Source organism: Streptomyces griseorubiginosus (genome assembly GCF_017614965.1).
Taxonomy (GTDB): Bacteria; Actinomycetota; Actinomycetes; order Streptomycetales; family Streptomycetaceae; genus Streptomyces; species Streptomyces griseorubiginosus_B.
This window is the reverse complement of the sequence record NZ_WVUG01000173.1, coordinates 1-18,539: the sequence shown is the minus strand read 5'-3', so window position 1 is coordinate 18,539 and position 18,539 is coordinate 1. Positions and strand designations below refer to the sequence as shown.

Below are 18,539 nucleotides of genomic sequence, written 5' to 3'. Positions count from 1 at the left end.
CCCCCACCCCCCGCAAGGTCCTCGGACGGCTCTCGCTGCCCGAGCGCACCTTCGTCGCGGACGCGCTGCGCACCGAGACGGTCGGTGGTGTGCTGCTGCTCGTGGCCGCGGTCACCGCGCTGGTCTGGGCCAACATCCCGGCGCTGCACGACAGTTACGAGAGCGTCAGCCACTTCCACTTCGGCCCCGCGGCCCTCGGCCTGCACCTCTCGGTCGCGCACTGGGCCGCGGACGGCCTTCTCGCGGTCTTCTTCTTCGTCGCCGGCATCGAGCTCAAGCGCGAACTCGTCGCGGGCGATCTCCGCGACCCCAAGGCCGCCGCCCTGCCGGTCGTCGCGGCGCTGTGCGGCATGGCCGTACCGGCGCTCGTCTACGCCCTCACCAACCTCACCGGTCACGGCTCCCTCGGGGGCTGGGCGGTGCCCACGGCCACCGACATAGCCTTCGCGCTCGCGGTCCTGGCCGTCATCGGCACGTCGCTGCCGAGTGCGCTGCGGGCCTTCCTGCTCACGCTCGCCGTCGTCGACGACCTCTTCGCGATCCTGATCATCGCCGTCTTCTTCACCGGCACCATCGACTTCGCCGCGCTCGGCGGCGCGGTCGTGGGCCTGGCCGTCTTCTGGCTGCTGCTACGCAAGGGCGTGCACGGCTGGTACGTGTACGTGCCGCTCGCCGTCGTCATCTGGGCGCTGATGTACAACAGCGGCGTCCACGCCACCATCGCCGGTGTCGCGATGGGCCTCATGCTGCGCTGCCACCGCCGCGAGGGCGAGGAGCACTCCCCCGGCGAGCGCATCGAGCATCTGGTGCGACCCCTGTCGTCGGGACTCGCCGTCCCGTTGTTCGCGCTGTTCAGCGCCGGTGTCGCCATCTCCGGGGGAGCGCTCGGCGACGTGTTCACCAAGCCGGAGACGCTCGGCGTGGTCCTCGGGCTGGTCGTCGGCAAGGCGGTCGGGATCTTCGGCGGGACATGGCTGACGGCACGCTTCACCAGGGCCTCGCTCAGTGAGGACCTTCAGTGGGCCGACGTGTTCGCGGTGGCGACGCTCGCGGGCATCGGGTTCACCGTGTCGCTGCTCATCGGCGAACTGGCCTTCGACGGCAACGCCGTGCTGACCGACGAGGTCAAGGCCGCCGTGCTCACCGGGTCCCTGATCGCGGCCCTGCTGGCGACCGTTCTGCTGAAGATCCGCAACGCGAAGTACCGCGGGCTGTGCGAGGCCGAGGAGCGGGACGAGGATCTCGACGGCATCCCGGACATCTACGAGCAGGACGATCCGGCGTACCACCTGCGCATGGCCGCGATCTACGAGGGGAAGGCGGCCGAGCACCGGCGGATCGCCGAGGAGAAGGCCGCCGAGCGACGCGCGCCCGCCGAAGTGCCGGGCGGGGCGGGCGAGGAGGACGGCCGTCCGGCATGATCTGACGGGACGGTACAAACGGATCGTCCGTACACATGGATCCGTCCACAGCAGTCAGGCAGAAGAGGGAGACCGCGATGAGCGCACCCGACGGCAGCCCGGTCGGCACCGAACGCAGCATCGGTCAGCTGTTCGCCTCGGCGACGGCCGAGATGTCGGCGCTGGTGCACGACGAGATCGCGCTGGCCAAGGCGCAGCTCAAGCAGGACGTCAAGAAGGGTGCGACCAGCGGCGGGGCGTTCACGGTGGCCGCCGCGGTCCTCGTGTTCTCGCTGCCGATGCTCAACTTCGCGCTGGCGTACGGCATCCAGGCCTGGACCGGCGGTCACAACGGACAGGGCGGCTGGAGCCTCGGCTGGTGCTTCCTGCTGTCCTTCGCGGCGAACGTGCTGATCGCCGGGCTGCTCGCCCTGGTCGGCGTGATCTTCGCGAAGAAGGCGAAGAAGAGCAAGGGACCGCAGAAGGTGGCCGCTTCCATGAAGGAGTCGGCGGGCGTCCTGCAGAAGGCCAAGCCGCACCCGCGGCCCGAGACCCCGGCGATCGAGGACCGCGCCCCCGCGGCCATCGAGGCTGTGGCACGCTCGTCCTCATGACGGACCCCGCCACGCCTTCGGCGCAACCCGCTTCGGTGGTACGACCGGACGCCCTCCCCGACGGGACGAAGGTGACCCATCGTGAGGTCGCCGCCAACGGCGCCCGCTTCCACATCGCCGAGGCCGGTGACGGGCCGCTGGTGCTGCTGCTGCACGGCTTCCCGCAGTTCTGGTGGACCTGGCGGCACCAGCTCGGCGCTCTGGCCGACGCCGGCTACCGGGCCGTCGCCATGGACCTGCGCGGAGTCGGCGGCAGCGACCGCACCCCGCGCGGCTACGACCCGGCCAACCTCGCGCTCGACATCACCGGGGTGATCCGCTCCCTCGGCGAGCCGGACGCCGCGCTGGTCGGCCACGACCTGGGCGGGTATCTGGCGTGGACGGCGGCCGTGATGCGGCCCAAGCTGGTACGGCGGCTCGCGGTGGCCTCGATGCCGCATCCGCGGCGCTGGCGCGCGGCGATGCTCGCGGACGTCCGCCAGACACGCGCAGGCTCGTACATCTGGGGCTTCCAGCGGCCGTGGATCCCGGAGCGGCAGCTGACCGCAGACGACGGCGCGCTCGTCGCCGAGCTGATCCGGGAGTGGTCCGGGCCGCAGGCGCCCGACGACAAGGCGCTGGACGTCTACCGCCGGGCGATGTGCATCCCGTCGACGGCGCACTGCTCGATCGAGCCGTACCGGTGGATGGTGCGCTCGATGGCCCGGCCGGACGGCATCCAGTTCAACCGCCGGATGAAGCGCCCGCTGCGGGTGCCGACCCTCCATCTGCACGGCTCCCTCGACCCGGTGATGCGCACCCGCAGCGCGGCCGGCTCCGGCGAGTACGTCGAAGCCCCCTACCGCTGGCGCCTGTTCGACGGCCTGGGCCACTTCCCGCACGAGGAGGACCCGGCGGCCTTCACCGCGGAACTGGTCAACTGGCTCAAGGATCCCGAACCCGATCGGTGACCGTTCCGATGCGCCCGGTATCCGGATCTGAACACCTGTCCTACGAACAGCCACTTGCCCGGCGCATAGGCCAATTGGGGGCTCTGGTGACGGTTATCGACCTTGGGGCAGGGGCACACGTCGGGGTATGGGCTGGACGCACGACTACAGTGACGCAGCACGCACTCGCCGCTCGGCCGATGGTCTGAGCTCCCACCGACGAGGCGGTGCGCCGCAGCTGGCGGGCACGGATCTCCGGGTGGGCATCCCGCGCATTCTGCGCCGCCGGGCCCGCTGGGTCTCGGTACGGCTGCGTCACCCTCGAGGCTGACGCCTCTCCTTAACCCCGTACGACGCCTCAGAGGGCGCAGCTGTCGCTGTCCACCTGCTGGTTCGCGGTACGTCCCTTGACGATGTCCTCCTGGATCTCGTCCGCGGTGAGCGCGTATCCGGTCTCGGGGTCGTCGAGGGACTTCGCGAAGACCACGCCGTACACCTCCCCCTGGGGGGTGAGCAGCGGGCCGCCGGAGTTGCCCTGGCGGACGGTCGCGTACAGCGAGTAGACGTCGCGGTGCACGGTGCCCCGGTGGTAGATGTCCGGGCCGTTGGCGGGGATCTGCCCCCGTACACGGGCGGCACGGACGTCGTACGAGCCGTTCTCCGGGAAGCCCGCGATGATCGCTCCGTCGTCGCGCTTGGCGTCCGTGGGCGAGAACTTCAGGACGGGCGCCTTCAGGTTCGGCACGTCCAGTACGGCGATGTCACGGTGCCAGTCGTACAGGACGACCTTCGCGTCGTACGTCCTGCCCTCGCCGCCTATCTGGACGGTGGGCTCGTCGACGCCGCCGACCACGTGCGCGTTGGTCATGACGCGGCGGTCGGCGAAGACGAAGCCGGTGCCCTCGAGGACCTTGCCGCAGCTCTGGGCGGTGCCCACGACCTTGACGATGGACTGCTTGGCGCGGACGGCGACGGGGCTGTTGGCGAGGGCCGGGTCGGGCGGCTGCACGTCGGTGATGGGCTCGTTCGCGAAGGGGCTGAAGACCTGCGGGAAGCCGTTCTGCGCGAGGACCGAGGAGAAGTCCGCGAACCAGCTGTTCGCCTGCGTGGGCAGCGCCCGGGAGACGCCGAGGAGGACCTTGGAGTTACGGACCTCCTTGCCCAGGGTGGGCAGCGTCGTGCCGGCGAGGGCGGAGCCGATCAGCCACGCGACCAGCAGCATCGCGACGACGTTGACCAGGGCGCCGCCGGTCGCGTCCAGGGCGCGGGCCGGGGACCAGGTGATGTAACGGCGCAGCTTGTTGCCGAGGTGGGTGGTCAGGGCCTGCCCGACGGAGGCACAGACGATCACGACGACGACCGCGACCACGGCGGCGGTCGTGCTCACCTCGGCGTTGTCGGTCAGGGCGTCCCAGATGACGGGCAGCGTGTAGACCGCGACGAGACCGCCGCCGAGGAAACCGATCACCGACAGGATGCCGACGACGAAGCCCTGGCGGTAGCCGACGATCGCGAACCACACGGCGGCGACCAGCAACAGGATGTCCAGCACGTTCACCGGTTCGAGCCTCGCCTCGTCATGTCGCGGTCACCACAGGTCAGCCGGGGGTCCGGGGGATGTCCCCCGGGAAGACACAGCACGGCAGACACCCTGTCATGAGCGCCAGTCGAGCGGGACCTGCTTGCCGCGGTCCCAGGGGCGCTCCCAGCCGGAGTAGTGGAGCAGGCGGTCGATGATTCCCGCCGTGAAGCCCCACACCAGGGCCGATTCGACCAGGAATGCCGGGCCTCGGTGGCCGCTGGGGTGGACGGTCGTCGCACGGTTGTCGGGGTTGGTGAGATCCGCCACGGGGACGGTGAAGACCCGCGCCGTCTCGTTCGGATCGACCACGCCGACGGGGCTCGGCTCGCGCCACCAGCCCATCACCGGGGTCACCACGAAGCCGCTGACCGGGATGTACAGCCTGGGCAGTACGCCGAAGAGCTGGACGCCGGAGGGGTCGAGCCCGGTCTCCTCCTCGGCCTCGCGGAGAGCGGCCCGCAGCGGCCCGTCGGTCTTCGGGTCACCGTCCTCGGGGTCGAGGGCGCCGCCGGGAAACGAGGGCTGGCCGGCGTGCGAGCGCAGCGAGCTGGCCCGTTCCATCAGCAGCAGCTCGGGGCCGCGCTCTCCCTCGCCGAACAGCACCAGCACCGCCGACTGCCGGCCCGCCCCGTCGGCCGGGGGCAGGAAGCGGCTCAGCTGCAGCGGCTGAACCGTCTCCACCGCCCGCACCACCGGGTCCAGCCAGTCGGGCAGCCCCTCCTTGCTGATCGTCACTGCCCCGCCCTGCGTATCACTCGTGCGCGTCATCGCCACCCCCGTCGTCCTGCCCGTCCAACGCCCACGACACCCTCGCCCGTTCCTGCCACGACCTGAGATCACCCCGAGGGACACCCCTGAGGTCCGGGCCCGGGTCCCCGACGGCCTGACCGCGGAAACCGTCCGGTCCCCGGTCGCCGATCCCGCGATGCGCCGGGCGCCGGTTCACGCATGCCCTCGGGATCCGCGCCGCCGCCCGAACGTCACCCCGGCGTACGGGAGCGGAAACGCCCGTCTCCGGTCGCCGGCCCCGAAGGCGGGTGCGGGCCGCCGGCGCTGTGATCACCGCAACGATCAGGACCGCCCGGGCACCTGCCGAACCACCCTCGCCCGCCGTCGTGCCCCCGGCCCGGCGACCGGTGCACGACGCCCGGAACGCCGGCCCCGCGCCCCTCATCCGGCCCCCAGCGGGGGCGCCGGCCTGCCGCCCGCGTCCAGGTAGGACTGCGGGGGATTGAGGCGTTGCCCCGGGAAGCCGCCCTTCTCGTACTTCAGGAGCTTCTTCGCCTTCTCGGGGTCCGTCTCGCCCTCGCCGTACGCCGGGCAGAGCGGGGCGATGGGGCAGGCGCCGCAGGCGGGCTTGCGGGCGTGGCAGATGCGGCGGCCGTGCCAGATCACGTGGTGCGACAGGTCCGTCCAGTCGCTCTTCGGGAAGAGCGCTCCCACGGCGGCCTCGATCTTGTCCGGGTCGGTCTCCGCGGTCCACTGCCACCGCCTGACCAGCCTCTGGAAGTGCGTGTCCACGGTGATGCCGGGGCGCCCGAACGCGTTGCCGAGCACCACGAAAGCGGTCTTGCGGCCCACACCCGGCAGCTTGACGAGGTCCTCGAGCCGCCCGGGTACCTCCCCGCCGAACTGCTCGACGATCCCCTTCGACAGCCCTATCACCGACTTGGTCTTGGCCCGGAAGAACCCGGTCGGGCGAAGGATCTCCTCGACCTCCTCGGGGTTGGCCGCGGCCAGGTCCTCGGGGGTCGGGTACTTGGCGAACAGGGCCGGTGTCGTCTGGTTCACGCGCAGGTCCGTGGTCTGGGCCGACAGAACCGTCGCGACGATCAGCTGGAAGGGGTTCTCGAAGTCCAGCTCCGGGTGGGCGTACGGGTACACCTCGGCGAGCTCGCGGTTGATCCGCCGGGCACGGCGCACGAGGGCGGTGTGCGACTCGCCCTTCGGAGGCGCGACGGTCTTCGCGGCCGGGGCGCCCTTCACCGCGGCGGTCGCCTTCTTGGGCGCCACCACCGCCTTCTTCACAGCCGCCTTCTTCACAGACGACTTTTTCACGGCCGTCTTCGCTGCCTTCGTCGCTGCCTTCTTCGCGGCCGCCTTCTTCACCGGAACTGCTTCTGTCGCTTTTGCCGGTTTCTTTCCGCCACCGGAGTTCTGTTCGCCCACAGCGGAATCACGACGTACAACCACCCGCCCAGCCCCCTTGGCCTGTGCTCTCACCGGCGATTTGGACACCCGGCCAGCCTAGAGCCCGCCACCGACATCCGCCCCGGACCCAGGGGATCGGCCGCCAATTGGACCCCTGCCGCCCACCCCGGGACACCTGTGCGGCATCCTTGTGACAGATCACACTGTTTGGACCGTCCGGCAAGATGGGGAACACGGACCCCTGGTACCAAGGGGGAGCAAGATCCCCTGAGCAGGTCGACAAGGAGAGAACTCGTGGACGACGTTCTGCGGCGGAACCCGCTCTTCGCGGCGCTCGACGACGAGCAGGCCGCGGAGCTCCGCGCCTCCATGAGTGAGGTGACCCTCGCGCGCGGCGACTCGCTCTTCCACGAGGGCGACCCCGGTGACCGGCTCTATGTCGTCACCGAGGGCAAGGTCAAGCTGCACCGCACCTCCCCCGACGGCCGCGAGAACATGCTCGCCGTCGTCGGCCCCGGCGAGCTGATCGGCGAGCTGTCGCTGTTCGACCCGGGCCCGCGCACCGCCACGGCCACCGCGCTGACCGAGGTCAAGCTGCTCGGTCTCGGCCACGGCGACCTGCAGCCCTGGCTGAACGTACGGCCCGAGGTGGCCGGCGCCCTGCTGCGCGCCGTCGCGCGGCGGCTGCGCAAGACCAACGACCAGATGTCCGACCTGGTCTTCTCGGACGTCCCGGGCCGTGTGGCGCGCGCCCTGCTGGACCTCTCGCGCCGCTTCGGCGTGCAGTCCGAGGAGGGCATCCACGTGGTCCACGACCTCACGCAGGAGGAACTGGCCCAGCTGGTCGGCGCCTCGCGCGAGACGGTCAACAAGGCGCTGGCGGACTTCGCCCAGCGCGGGTGGCTGCGCCTGGAGGCGCGCGCGGTGATCCTCCTGGACGTGGAGAGGCTCGCCAAGCGGTCTCGCTGACGCTCCTGAGGGAGCTCCGGCTGATGTAGTGGAGCCATGTCCGACAACGTGCTCTCCAAGGGCCTCGATCCCCAGGGCTACATCGAGCGCGAGGGCTCCCTCGGGCGCGTCCCGCACGCCTTCCGCCCCGTCGTCGCCGCCGCGCGTGACAGACTGCTGGACCTGTTCGGGGCGCGGCTGCACAGCGCGTACCTCTACGGGTCGGTTCCGCGCGGCACCGCGCGCGTGGGACGCAGCGACCTGGACCTCCTGGTGGCCCTGCGGGAGGAGCCGGCCGACGCGGACCGCGACGCCGTACGGGCGCTGGGCGAAGCGCTCGACAAGGAGTTCCCGCAGATCGACGGCGTCGGCACGCTGCTGTACGGCCGGGCGCGGCTGCTGAGCGCGGCGGAGACGTACGACCTGGGGTGGTTCGTGGCCCGTATGTGCACCCCGCTGCTCGGGGAGGATCTCGCCGAGTACCTGCCGCGCTACCGGCCCGACTCCCTGCTCGCCCGGGAGACCAACGGCGACCTCGCCCAGCTGCTGCCCCGCTGGCGGCGGCGGATCGCGGACGCCGACGACACGGATGCGGCCCGCAGGCCCCTCGTGCGGTTCATGTCCCGGCATCTCGTGCGCACGGGTTCACCCTCGTCATGCCCCGCTGGGGCGGCTGGACCAGCGATCTGACGGAGATGGCGGAGGCTTTCGCCGCGTACTACCCCGAGCGAGCCGAGCAGATGCGCGCGGCGGCGCTGCTCGGCCTCGAGCCGACCGGGGATCCGGCCGTGCTGCGCTCGTACGTCGGCGACCTCGGACCGTGGCTCGCCGACGAGTACGCGCGCGTGCACGGCGTGAAGACTCCCCGGCCCTGAGGTCCTGTCGACAGGAGCTAGATCTGACAGACTTGGATCTGACCTGGACCTGCCCTAGATGAGGCCGTGCTCCTCCAGGTAGTCCAGCTGGGCGCGCACCGACAGCTCCGCCGCCGGCCACAGGGAGCGGTCGACGTCGGCGTAGACGTGGGCGACGACCTCGGACGGGGTGCTGTAGCCGTCCTCGACGGCCGTCTCGACCTGGGCGAGGCGGTGGGCACGGTGGGCTAGGTAGAACTCGACGGCGCCCTGCGCGTCCTCCAGGACGGGGCCGTGACCGGGGAGGACCGTGTGGACGCCGTCGTCGACCGTCAGGGAGCGCAGCCGGCGCAGTGAGTCCAGGTAGTCGCCGAGACGGCCGTCGGGGTGCGCCACGACCGTCGTGCCGCGGCCCAGGACGGTGTCCCCGGTCAGGACCGCCTGATCGGCCGGGAGATGGAAGCACAGCGAGTCCGAGGTGTGCCCGGGCGTCGGTACGACCCTCAGCTCCAGACCGCCGACGGTGACCGCGTCCCCCGCGCCAAGCCCCTCGTCGCCCAGCCGCAGCGCCGGGTCCAGGGCCCGTACCTTCGTGCCGGTGAGCTCGGCGAAGCGCGCGGCGCCCTCGGCGTGGTCCGGGTGGCCGTGGGTCAGCAGGGTCAGCGCGACGCGCCGGCCGGCCTTCTCGGCGGTGTCGACGACCGCGCGCAGATGGCCCTCGTCCAGCGGACCGGGATCGACGACCACCGCCAGCTCGGAGTCGGGCTCGGCGAGGATCCAGGTGTTCGTGCCGTCCAGGGTCATCGGCGAGGCGTTGGGCGCCAGCACGTTCACCGCCCGCGCGGTGGCGGGCCCGGAGGAGACCCCGCCGCGGGGCCGGCCGGGGAGGGCTGCTGTGTCGGTCATGCGGGGGCTCCACCGGTCGGGACGTGCTTGGTGAACTCGTCGTGGCCCGGCCAGGACAGCACGATCTCGCCGTCGGCCAGCCGGGCCTGCGCCAGTACGGCGGTCATGTCACGGTCCGGGGCCGCCGCGAGGGCCTCGGCGGCCGTGGCGTACGGGGCCAGCTGGCGCAGGGTCGCGATGGTGGGCGGCATCATCAGTAGCTCACCCTTGTCGTAGCCCTCGGCGGCCTCCGGAGGCCGGATCCACACCGTCCGGTCGGCCTCCGTGGAGGCGTTGCGGGTGCGCTGGCCGTGCGGCAGGGCGGCGACGAAGAACCAGGTGTCGTAGCGGCGGGTCTCGAACTCGGGGGTGATCCAGCGCGTCCAGGCGCCCAGCAGGTCCGAGCGCAGGACGAGGCCACGACGGTCCAGGAACTCGGCGAAGGAGAAGTCGCGGGCGACCAGGGCCGCACGGTCGGCCTCCCAGTCCTCGCCCGTGGTGTCGCCGACCACGGAGTCCGCGGACGGCCCGGCGAGCAGGACGCCCGCCTCCTCGTAGGTCTCCCGCACGGCCGCGCAGACGATCGCCTGCGCGGTCGCCTCGTCGACGCCGAGCCGGTCCGCCCACCACGCGCGCGTGGGGCCCGCCCAGCGGATCTGGCGCTCGTCGTCCCGGGGGTCGACGCCACCGCCCGGATACGCGTACGCGCCTCCGGCGAAGGCCATGGAGGCGCGTCTGCGCAGCATGTGGACGACGGGACCGCCGTCGGTGTCCTTCAGGAGCATGACGGTCGCCGCACGCTTCGGGACGACCGGAGTGAGGGTGCCCTCGGCGAGCGCCCGGATGCGTTCCGGCCAGTCCTGCGGAAACCACTGCCCATTCGCCATGGGCGGAGGCTATCCCGTGGTGCGCGAATGTTCGAGAGGTCCCCCGAGGTCAGAGCGGCCGTTACGGCACGAGCTCGACCTGGATCTCGACCTCCACCGGCGCGTCCAGCGGCAGTACCGCAACGCCGACCGCGCTGCGCGCGTGCACGCCCTTGTCGCCGAGGACCTCGCCGAGCAGTTCGCTCGCGCCGTTGACCACACCGGGCTGGCCGGTGAAGTCCGCGGCCGAGGCGACGAAGCCGACGACCTTGACCACGCGCGCGATCCGGTCCAGGTCGCCGGTGACGGACTTGACCGCCGCCAGGGCGTTCAGGGCGCAGGTGCGGGCCAGGTCCTTGGCCTCCTCCGCCGTGACCTCGGCGCCGACCTTGCCGGTGACGGGAAGCTTGCCCTCGACCATTGGCAGCTGGCCGGCGGTGTAGACGTACACGCCCGACCGGACGGCCGGCTGGTACGCGGCCAGCGGCGGTACGACCTCGGGAAGCGTCAGGCCCAGTTCGGCGAGCCTCTCCTCGACCGCGCCCATCACTGCTTCTCCCGCTTCAGGTAGGCCACCAGCTGCTCGGGGTTGTTGGGCCCGGGCACGACCTGGACGAGCTCCCAGCCGTCCTCGCCCCAGGTGTCCAGGATCTGCTTCGTGGCGTGGACGAGCAGCGGCACGGTTGCGTATTCCCACTTGGTCATGTGGCTGACTGTATCCGCTGTTATCCACAGGCCGCCGCGTAGGTCGCGGGCGTACTGGTTAGGCTCGAAGACGTGAGCAGGCTCCAGGTCGTCAGCGGCAAGGGCGGGACCGGAAAGACCACGGTCGCCGCCGCTCTCGCGCTGGCCCTCGCGACCGAGGGGAAGCGGACGCTTCTCGTCGAGGTCGAGGGGCGCCAGGGCATCGCGCAGCTCTTCGAGACGGAAGCGCTGCCCTATGAGGAGCGGAAGATCGCCGTCGCTCCCGGGGGCGGGGAGGTGTACGCCCTCGCCATCGATCCCGAACTGGCCCTTCTGGACTACCTCCAGATGTTCTACAAGCTCGGGGGTGCCGGCAGAGCGCTGAAGAAGCTCGGCGCGATCGACTTCGCCACCACCATCGCCCCGGGCCTCAGGGACGTGCTCCTGACCGGCAAGGCGTGCGAGGCGGTGCGGCGCAAGGAGAAGAGCGGGCGCTTCACCTACGACTACGTCGTCATGGACGCGCCCCCCACCGGCCGCATCACCCGCTTCCTGAACGTCAACGACGAGGTGGCGGGCCTGGCGAAGATAGGGCCGATACACAATCAGGCGCAGGCCGTGATGCGGGTGCTGAAGTCGCCGGAGACGGCCGTGCACCTGGTGACGCTGCTGGAGGAGATGCCCGTCCAGGAGACCGCGGACGGGATCGCCGAACTGCGCGCCGCGAAGCTGCCGGTGGGCCGGATCATCGTCAACATGGTGCGCCCGGAGGTGTTGGACGGCACGGACCTGGAACTCGTCCGCAGCGTGCCGCGTTCCTCCGTCGCGAAGGCGCTGTCGGCGGCGGGTCTCGGCGGGGCGCGGCGCGGCGGGAACGCCGAGAAACTGGTCGACCCGCTGCTGCGGCAGGCGGAGGAGTACGCCGAGCGGTACGCGCTGGAGCACGAACAGCGCGCGGTCCTCACCGAACTGGGCCTGCCGCTGCACGAACTGCCGCTGCTCGCCGAGGGCATGGACCTGGCGGGCCTGTACGAGCTGGCCAGGGAGCTGCGGAAGCAGAACCTGTCATGACCGGCGGCACGGCAGCACGAGTGGGAAGCGGGGTCCGTCATGGGCCTGGCAGAGGTCGAAGGCGGGCGCAGGTCGAAGGCGGGGCACAGGCCGAAAGCGGGCACGGGCCCAGGTCGAAAGCGGGCCCAGTCGACGGCGGGCCCAGTCGAAGGCGGACCCAGTCGAAGGCGGCCCCAGGTCAGGCGCAGGACCGGTCATGGACCGCGGCACGTATCGGAAGCGGGGCCCGTCATGAACCGCGGCACGTATCGCAAGCAGGGCCCGTCATGAGCCGGGCCACAGGTCGGAAGCAGGGCCCGTCATGAACGAGGCCACAGGTCGGAAGCAGGGCCCGTCATGAACCCGGGCACAAGTCGGAAGCAGGGGATGTCATGAGTCCGGATTCGGCAAGCGCCCAGGAGAGCGTCCGACACGGCCTCTCCCCCGCGCGGGTGCTCGACGTCGACCCGTTGCTGGACGACCCGGCGACGCGGATCGTGGTGTGCTGCGGCTCGGGCGGGGTCGGCAAGACCACGACCGCGGCGGCACTCGGCCTCAGGGCCGCCGAGCGCGGACGCAAGGTGGTCGTGCTGACCATCGACCCGGCGCGCAGGCTCGCCCAGTCCATGGGCATCGACTCGCTGGACAACACGCCACGCCGCGTGAAGGGCGTCGAGGGCGACGGCGAACTGCACGCGATGATGCTCGACATGAAGCGCACCTTCGACGAGATCGTCGAGGCGCACGCGGACCCCGAGCGCGCGGCCACGATCCTGTCGAACCCCTTCTACCAGTCGCTGTCCGCGGGCTTCGCCGGCACGCAGGAGTACATGGCGATGGAGAAGCTGGGGCAGTTGCGGGCCCGGGACGAGTGGGACCTGATCGTCGTCGACACCCCGCCCTCCCGCTCGGCGCTGGACTTCCTGGACGCGCCCAAGCGGCTCGGGTCGTTCCTCGACGGCCGGCTGATCCGGCTGCTGACCGCGCCGGCCAAGCTGGGCGGGCGCGCGGGGATGAAGTTCCTGAACGTCGGGATGTCGATGATGACCGGCACGCTCGGCAAGCTGCTGGGCGGTCAGCTCCTCAAGGACGTCCAGACGTTCGTCGCGGCGATGGACACGACCTTCGGCGGGTTCCGCACCCGCGCCGACGCCACGTACAAGCTGCTGCAGGCGCCCGGGACGGCGTTCCTGGTGGTAGCGGCCCCGGAGCGCGACGCGCTGCGCGAGGCCGCGTACTTCGTGGAGCGGCTGGCGGCAGAGGACATGCCGCTGGCCGGACTGGTGCTCAACCGGGTCCACGGCAGCGGCGCCGACCGGCTGTCGGCCGAGCGCGCACTCGGCGCCGCGGAAAATCTTGTGGAGTCCCGCATTGTCGATCAGGACGGCGGGAAAGCTGGACTTCGTAACTCTCCCGACACGTACGGCAGTTCAGAATCTCCCGCATCCGGGCCCTCCGCGTCCGGGGCGACCCGGCCCGCCGACCCTCCCGTGTCCAGGACCAACTCCCCCGGTCCGGACCAGGAGGACGAGGGCGCCGAGGTCACCCAGGGCGTCGAGCGGCTCACCGCGGGCCTGCTGAGGCTGCACGCCGAACGTATGCAACTGCTCTCCCGCGAGCAGCGCACGCGCGACCGTTTCACCGCGCTCCACCCCGAGGTGGCGGTGGCCGAAGTGGCCGCGCTGCCCGGCGATGTGCACGACCTCGCGGGCCTCAGGGACATCGGTGACCGGCTCGCGGCCAACCGGCCGGAGCTGCCCGAGACCGCGGTCGACTGAACCGGGGGGTGCCCTCAGCTCACCGCCGCGTAGTTCTCGTACACCTCGTCGTCGTCGAGCGGCAGGATGCCCACGCCCCGCTCGTACTCCACACGTGCCGTCTCGAGCAGCCGGCGCCAGGAGGTCACGGTGGGCCGCCTGCGCAACAGCGCGCGGCGCTCCCGCTCCGTCATGCCTCCCCACACGCCGAACTCGACGCGGTTGTCCAGCGCGTCGGCCAGGCATTCGGTGCGTACCGGGCATCCGGTGCACACCGCCTTGGCCCTGTTCTGCGCTGCTCCCTGAACGAACAGTTCATCCGGATCGGTAGTGCGGCAGGCGGCCTGCGCACTCCAGTCGGTTACCCAGCCCATACCGGCGCCGTCCTCTCCCGAATCGAGGCTCCCCCACGGCGGCAGCGGCATATTCACCGCCGCCAGTTGAGGACGTTACGGAAGGCGGGCACAGCGCAACACCCCCTTCGGGCCCAATCTTGAATGGCCCGAACGGACTATGGGTAAGCGGCAGATCACCCGGGGGAGTGAGCTGGTGACATACGTGACTTTCCCGGCGAAACGGGACAGTTCCATGGAGTCACAACGGACACCGCCCGACACACAAGGCGGATTCGGACACGCCCCCACCAAAAAAGTCGGGGAACCTCCGGAACGATTCGGGGTCGCCGGACGTATTGATACGTGGCCCTACTGCTGTGACAGTTGAGAGCAGCTTAGGCCAAGGCATATACGTGTGTCCGGCGATTGAGAACGTAGGCTGCCCTCATGCCAAAGAAGCGCTCGGGCGGTGGCCTGTCCCCAACGCAGCAGGCCGCCAAGTTCCTCGGTGTCAGTGTGCTCGCGGGAGCCGTCATGGCCGGCATCGCGCTGCCCGCCGTGGGCGCGCTGGGCCTGGCGGCCAAGGGATCGGTGGAGAGCTTCGACGAGCTCCCGGCCAACCTGAAGACGCCCCCACTCAGCCAGCGCACCACCATCCTCGACGCCGACGGCGGCCAGATCGCCACCGTGTACTCACGCGACCGTACGGTGGTCCAGCTCAAGGACATCTCGCCGTACATGCAGAAGGCGATCGTCGCGATCGAGGACTCGCGCTACTACCAGCACGGCGCGGTCGACCTGAAGGGCGTCCTGCGCGCCCTCAACAAGAACGTGCAGAGCAGCGGGGTCGCCCAGGGCGCCTCCACGCTCACCCAGCAGTACGTGAAGAACGTCTTCGTGGAGGAGGCCGGCGACGACCCCACCAAGGTCGCCGAGGCCACCCAGCAGACCCTCGGCCGCAAGATCAAGGAGCTGAAGTACGCGATCCAGGTGGAGGAGGAGCTCGGCAAGAAGAAGATCCTCGAGAACTACCTGAACATCACGTTCTTCGGTGAGCAGGCCTACGGCGTCGAGGCCGCCTCCCAGCGCTACTTCTCCAAGCACGCCAAGGACCTCAACCTCCAGCAGGCCGCGCTGCTGGCTGGCATCGTCCAGTCGCCGACCCGGTACGACCCGGTCAACGACGCGACGGAGGCCACCCTGCGCCGCAACGTCGTACTCCAGCGCATGGCCGACATGGGCGACATCTCGCAGGCGGAGGCCAACGCGGCCAAGAAGACGCCGCTGGGCCTCGACCCCAGCAAGCCCAAGAACGGCTGCATCACCGCCGTCAAGGGGGCGGGCTTCTTCTGCGACTACGTGCGCGAGGTCTTCCTGACCAACCCGATGTTCGGCAAGACCCGGGAGGCCCGGGCCAAGGTCTGGAACCAGGGCGGTCTGACGATCCGCACGACGCTGGACCCGCAGTCCCAGAAATCCGTCCAGCGCTCCATCAAGGAGCACGTCTACAAGAGCGACCAGGTCGCCACCGCCGCGACCATCGTGGAGCCCGGCACCGGCAAGATCCTGGCGATGGGCCAGTCACGGCCGTACGGCATCAACATCAAGGACCACGAGACCTCGATCAACCTGTCCGTGGACAAGGACATGGGCGGCGGCGCGGGCTATCAGCCCGGTTCGACGTTCAAGCCGATCGTGGCCGCGGCCGCCATCGAGGGCGGTACGCCGGCGACGCAGGAGTACTCCTCGCCGTACGAGATGGACTACCCGGCCCCCGTCTCCGCCTGCGACGGCAGGACCTGGGACGAGAAGGGCGTCAAGCTCACCAACGAGAACCCCGACGAGCACGGCCCGTACTCCATGAAGGAGGCGACCGCCAAGTCGGTCAACACCTACTACGTGCAGCTGATCAGCGACATCGGCATCTGCCCGGTGACGACGATGGCGCAGAAGATGGGCGTGGAGCGGGCCGACGGCAAGAAGATCCAGCAGGCCCCGTCGATCGCGCTCGGCACGCAGGAGATGTCGCCGCTGACGATGGCGAACGCCTACGCCACCTTCGCCGCGCGCGGCATGTACTGCACCCCGGTCGCGATCGAGTCGATCACCCAGACCGTGGGCACCCAGAAGAAGTCGCTGGAGGTGCCGAAGTCGACCTGCTCGCGCGCGATGTCGGAGAAGACCGCCGACACCGTGACGACGCTGCTGAAGGGCGTGGTCGAGGACGGCACCGGTAAGGCGGCCGGCCTCGACAGCCGCCCGAGCGCGGGCAAGACCGGTACCACGGACAACCGCTACGCGGCCTGGTTCGTCGGCTTCACCCCGAACATGGCGGGCGCGGTCTGGGTCGGCGACCCGGCCCACGAGCGCCAGATGAAGAACATCAGCATCGGCGGCGTCTGGAACGAGAAGGTCTACGGCGGCCAGGTCCCCGGCCCGATCTGGCGCGACATGATGGACGGCGCGCTGGACGGCAAGCCGGTGGAGCAGTTCCACCTCGTCTACATCCCCAACCCCGACAAGGGCAAGGACAAGGGAAACGGCAACGGCGACGGGAAGAACGGCGGCAACGACAACGGCGGGCTCATCGCCGGCCTGACCAACGGCGGCCAGGACTCGGGCGGCGACAACGGCGGCAACACCTTCCCGACGCCGACGTTCTCCTTCCCGGACAACCTCTTCCAGGGCCAGAGCAACGGAAACGGAAATGGCGGGCGACGGGGCTGACACAGCTGACGTCGGCTGGCATCGGCTGACACCGGCGCCTGAAAACGCCGACGGCCCCTGATCGTCGTAACCGGACTTCTCCGGTACGACGATCAGGGGCCGTTTCGTCGTGTCGCGTGCGCGTGCTGCGTGCCGCGTGCCGCGTGCCGCGTGCCGCGGTCGCGGTCAGTCGGCCAGGAGGCGCTTCACCGCCGCGGCGACCCGGCCGCCCTCGGCCAGGCCCGCGACCTTCGGGTTGACGATCTTCATGACGGCGCCCATGGCACGCGGACCCTCGGCGCCGGCCGCCTTCGCCTCCTCGACGGCCTGGGCGACGATGGTGTTCAGCTCCTCGTCGCTGAGCTGCTTCGGCAGGTACGCGGCGAGGACCTCGCCCTCCGCCTTCTCCCGCTCGGCGGACTCGGCGCGGCCACCCTGCGCGAAGGCCTCGGCCGCCTCCCGGCGCTTCTTCGCCTCGCGGGTGATCACCTTCTGCACCTCGTCGTCGGAGAGTTCGCGCTTCTGCTTGCCCGCGACCTCCTCCTTGGTGATCGCGGCGAGCGTCAGCCGGAGCGTCGAGGAGCGGAGCTCGTCGTGCTCCCTGATCGCGGCCGTGAGGTCTTCCTGCAGCTTCGACTTGAGCGTGGTCATGGGTTTGATTGTCGCAGGTACCGACACCCCGACGCCCGCCCATTTGGACGGCCCGACGCCCTGTCATTTAAAGGGCGGTGAGGATCCTGCGGTCACGGACCGGGGTGGCTCGGGTGCCGTGCCGGGTCTGTCACGATGGAGGTATGCGCGCTCGATACGGAGTACCTCTGGGGATCGCGGCGGCGGGCGCCGCCGGTGTGGCCTACGCGGCGGGGTTCGAGGCCCGCTCCTTCCGCCTGCGAAGGGTGACGGTGCCCGTCCTGCCGTCCGGCATGCGCCCCCTGCGCGTCCTGCAGGTCTCCGACATCCACATGGTCGGCGGCCAGCGCAAGAAGCAGCGCTGGCTGCGCTCGCTGGCCGGCCTGCGCCCCGACTTCGTGATCAACACGGGTGACAACCTGTCCGACCCGGAGGCCGTGCCGGAGGTCCTGGACGCGCTGGGCCCGCTGATGGAGTTCCCCGGCGCCTATGTCTTCGGCTCCAACGACTACTACGGCCCCAGGCCCCGCAACCCCGCCCGCTATCTGCTGGAGAAGGTGCAGGGCCGGCACGGTCTGAACGGCAACCCGCCGGTCGTCGGCGCGATCCACAACCCGTGGGAGGACCTGCGGGACGGTTTCGACGCGGCGGGCTGGCTGAACCTCACCAACACGCGCGGCCAGCTGAAGATCGAGGGCGTCTCGGTCGAGCTGACGGGTCTGGACGACCCGCACATCAAGCGCGACCGCTACGTCCAGGTGGCCGGCGGCCCCTCACGCTCGGCGGACTTCTCGATGGGCGTCGTCCACGCGCCGTACCTGCGCGTCCTGGACGCCTTCACGGCGGACTCGTACCCGCTGATCCTGGCCGGCCACACCCACGGCGGGCAGCTCTGCATCCCCTTCTACGGCGCCCTGGTCACCAACTGCGACCTGGACGCGGACCGGGTGAAGGGTCTCTCCTCGCACCGGGCGGAGGGCCGTACGTCCTACCTGCACGTCTCGGCGGGCTGCGGCACGAACCGCTACACACCGGTACGGTTCGCGTGCCCACCGGAGGTGACGTTGCTGACGTTGGTGGGCCGGGAGTAGACGGGGTCGGGCCGTGGGCGGGACGGGCCGTAGGCGGGACCGGACGGTAGGCGGGAC

The 18,539-nt window shown here is 70.6% G+C and carries 18 protein-coding genes and 1 pseudogene; 10 read left to right on the top strand and 9 right to left on the bottom strand.

What is annotated here, in order from left to right:
• From nhaA to GRC12_RS45850, 4 genes are all read left to right on the top strand, one after another.
• A partial coding sequence (gene nhaA, locus GRC12_RS27800; protein WP_208782115.1) for a Na+/H+ antiporter NhaA occupies positions 1-1,421 on the top strand: 1,421 nt, incomplete at its 5' end.
• A 77-nt stretch (positions 1,422-1,498) separates the two neighbouring features.
• On the top strand, positions 1,499-2,014 hold the full coding sequence (locus tag GRC12_RS27795) for a phage holin family protein (RefSeq protein ID WP_208782114.1): 516 nt from the start codon (positions 1,499-1,501) through the stop codon (positions 2,012-2,014).
• Positions 2,011-2,964, top strand: a complete 954-nt coding sequence (locus GRC12_RS27790) for an alpha/beta fold hydrolase (protein ID WP_208782113.1) — start codon at positions 2,011-2,013, stop codon at positions 2,962-2,964. The genes GRC12_RS27795 and GRC12_RS27790 overlap by 4 nt, the downstream gene beginning before the upstream one ends.
• Positions 2,965-3,091: 127 nt before the next feature.
• A complete protein-coding gene (locus GRC12_RS45850; RefSeq protein WP_244373862.1) occupies positions 3,092-3,274 on the top strand; it encodes a hypothetical protein in 183 nt (60 codons plus the stop codon).
• Between the two features lie 27 nt (positions 3,275-3,301).
• On the opposite strand, the gene GRC12_RS27785 is transcribed toward GRC12_RS45850, so the two are convergent.
• The 3 genes from GRC12_RS27785 to nth all read right to left on the bottom strand — a co-directional run bounded on the left by GRC12_RS27785 (position 3,302) and on the right by nth (position 6,634).
• Positions 3,302-4,501 carry a MarP family serine protease gene (locus GRC12_RS27785; protein WP_208782112.1) on the bottom strand — a complete coding sequence of 400 codons (1,200 nt, stop codon included), beginning with the start codon at positions 4,499-4,501 and terminating at the stop codon, positions 3,302-3,304.
• 96 nt (positions 4,502-4,597) lie between these two features.
• Positions 4,598-5,293, bottom strand: coding sequence for an NUDIX hydrolase (locus GRC12_RS27780; protein WP_208782111.1), 696 nt, complete (start codon positions 5,291-5,293; stop codon positions 4,598-4,600).
• A 402-nt stretch (positions 5,294-5,695) separates the two neighbouring features.
• Complete coding sequence (nth, locus tag GRC12_RS27775) at positions 5,696-6,634, bottom strand: endonuclease III (protein ID WP_208782110.1); 939 nt, start codon at positions 6,632-6,634, stop codon at positions 5,696-5,698.
• A gap of 336 nt (positions 6,635-6,970) precedes the next feature.
• Here nth and GRC12_RS27770 point away from each other — a divergent pair, with 336 nt between their 5' ends.
• The gene (locus tag GRC12_RS27770; RefSeq protein WP_058924095.1) at positions 6,971-7,645 is read left to right on the top strand and encodes a Crp/Fnr family transcriptional regulator; all 675 of its coding nucleotides are present in this window, start codon (positions 6,971-6,973) and stop codon (positions 7,643-7,645) included.
• Between the two features lie 36 nt (positions 7,646-7,681).
• Positions 7,682-8,499, top strand: a pseudogene (locus GRC12_RS27765) (nucleotidyltransferase domain-containing protein).
• Positions 8,500-8,553: 54 nt separating this feature from the next.
• Here GRC12_RS27765 and GRC12_RS27760 read toward each other — a convergent pair.
• From GRC12_RS27760 to GRC12_RS27745, 4 genes are all read right to left on the bottom strand, one after another.
• Positions 8,554-9,384 carry an MBL fold metallo-hydrolase gene (locus GRC12_RS27760; RefSeq protein WP_208782109.1) on the bottom strand — a complete coding sequence of 277 codons (831 nt, stop codon included), beginning with the start codon at positions 9,382-9,384 and terminating at the stop codon, positions 8,554-8,556.
• Positions 9,381-10,250: an NUDIX hydrolase gene (locus GRC12_RS27755; protein WP_208782108.1), complete on the bottom strand. Its 870-nt coding sequence runs from the start codon at positions 10,248-10,250 to the stop codon at positions 9,381-9,383. The genes GRC12_RS27760 and GRC12_RS27755 overlap by 4 nt, the downstream gene beginning before the upstream one ends.
• A 61-nt stretch (positions 10,251-10,311) precedes the next feature.
• Entirely contained in the window at positions 10,312-10,776 is a 465-nt protein-coding gene (locus GRC12_RS27750; protein ID WP_208782107.1) for a RidA family protein, read from the bottom strand.
• Complete coding sequence (locus GRC12_RS27745) at positions 10,776-10,934, bottom strand: DUF4177 domain-containing protein (protein ID WP_003991873.1); 159 nt, start codon at positions 10,932-10,934, stop codon at positions 10,776-10,778. Before GRC12_RS27745 ends, GRC12_RS27750 begins: the two co-directional genes overlap by 1 nt.
• Positions 10,935-11,006: 72 nt before the next feature.
• Here GRC12_RS27745 and GRC12_RS27740 point away from each other — a divergent pair, with 72 nt between their 5' ends.
• Together GRC12_RS27740 and GRC12_RS27735 are read left to right on the top strand one after the other, a co-directional pair.
• Entirely contained in the window at positions 11,007-11,984 is a 978-nt protein-coding gene (locus GRC12_RS27740; RefSeq protein ID WP_133044219.1) for an ArsA family ATPase, read from the top strand.
• Positions 11,985-12,355: 371 nt separating this feature from the next.
• Complete coding sequence (locus GRC12_RS27735; RefSeq protein ID WP_208782106.1) at positions 12,356-13,741, top strand: ArsA family ATPase; 1,386 nt, start codon at positions 12,356-12,358, stop codon at positions 13,739-13,741.
• A gap of 14 nt (positions 13,742-13,755) precedes the next feature.
• Here GRC12_RS27735 and wblA read toward each other — a convergent pair whose 3' ends face one another.
• Positions 13,756-14,094 carry a transcriptional regulator WblA gene (wblA, locus tag GRC12_RS27730; protein ID WP_058924101.1) on the bottom strand — a complete coding sequence of 113 codons (339 nt, stop codon included), beginning with the start codon at positions 14,092-14,094 and terminating at the stop codon, positions 13,756-13,758.
• Between the two features lie 408 nt (positions 14,095-14,502).
• Between wblA and GRC12_RS27725 the strand changes: the two genes are divergently transcribed.
• Positions 14,503-16,782, top strand: coding sequence for a transglycosylase domain-containing protein (locus GRC12_RS27725; RefSeq protein ID WP_208782105.1), 2,280 nt, complete (start codon positions 14,503-14,505; stop codon positions 16,780-16,782).
• A gap of 165 nt (positions 16,783-16,947) precedes the next feature.
• On the opposite strand, the gene GRC12_RS27720 is transcribed toward GRC12_RS27725, so the two are convergent.
• Entirely contained in the window at positions 16,948-17,412 is a 465-nt protein-coding gene (locus GRC12_RS27720) for a GatB/YqeY domain-containing protein (protein ID WP_208782104.1), read from the bottom strand.
• A gap of 143 nt (positions 17,413-17,555) precedes the next feature.
• Here GRC12_RS27720 and GRC12_RS27715 point away from each other — a divergent pair, with 143 nt between their 5' ends.
• Entirely contained in the window at positions 17,556-18,482 is a 927-nt protein-coding gene (locus tag GRC12_RS27715) for a metallophosphoesterase (RefSeq protein ID WP_208782103.1), read from the top strand.
• Positions 18,483-18,539 lie beyond the last annotated feature (57 nt).

Bases quoted from the DNA above. Each gene is read 5' to 3' on its own strand.
- GRC12_RS27755 (WP_208782108.1), bottom strand. From the start codon at position 10,250: ATGGCGAATGGGCAGTGGTTTCCGCAGGACTGGCCGGAACGCATCCGG.
- GRC12_RS45850 (WP_244373862.1), top strand. From the start codon at position 3,092: ATGGGCTGGACGCACGACTACAGTGACGCAGCACGCACTCGCCGCTCG.
- GRC12_RS27715 (WP_208782103.1), top strand. From the start codon at position 17,556: ATGCGCGCTCGATACGGAGTACCTCTGGGGATCGCGGCGGCGGGCGCC.
- GRC12_RS27745 (WP_003991873.1), bottom strand. From the start codon at position 10,934: ATGACCAAGTGGGAATACGCAACCGTGCCGCTGCTCGTCCACGCCACG.
- wblA (WP_058924101.1), bottom strand. From the start codon at position 14,094: ATGGGCTGGGTAACCGACTGGAGTGCGCAGGCCGCCTGCCGCACTACC.
- GRC12_RS27780 (WP_208782111.1), bottom strand. From the start codon at position 5,293: ATGACGCGCACGAGTGATACGCAGGGCGGGGCAGTGACGATCAGCAAG.
- GRC12_RS27760 (WP_208782109.1), bottom strand. From the start codon at position 9,384: ATGACCGACACAGCAGCCCTCCCCGGCCGGCCCCGCGGCGGGGTCTCC.
- GRC12_RS27795 (WP_208782114.1), top strand. From the start codon at position 1,499: ATGAGCGCACCCGACGGCAGCCCGGTCGGCACCGAACGCAGCATCGGT.
- GRC12_RS27790 (WP_208782113.1), top strand. From the start codon at position 2,011: ATGACGGACCCCGCCACGCCTTCGGCGCAACCCGCTTCGGTGGTACGA.
- GRC12_RS27750 (WP_208782107.1), bottom strand. From the start codon at position 10,776: ATGGGCGCGGTCGAGGAGAGGCTCGCCGAACTGGGCCTGACGCTTCCC.
- GRC12_RS27725 (WP_208782105.1), top strand. From the start codon at position 14,503: ATGCCAAAGAAGCGCTCGGGCGGTGGCCTGTCCCCAACGCAGCAGGCC.
- GRC12_RS27720 (WP_208782104.1), bottom strand. From the start codon at position 17,412: ATGACCACGCTCAAGTCGAAGCTGCAGGAAGACCTCACGGCCGCGATC.
- GRC12_RS27735 (WP_208782106.1), top strand. From the start codon at position 12,356: ATGAGTCCGGATTCGGCAAGCGCCCAGGAGAGCGTCCGACACGGCCTC.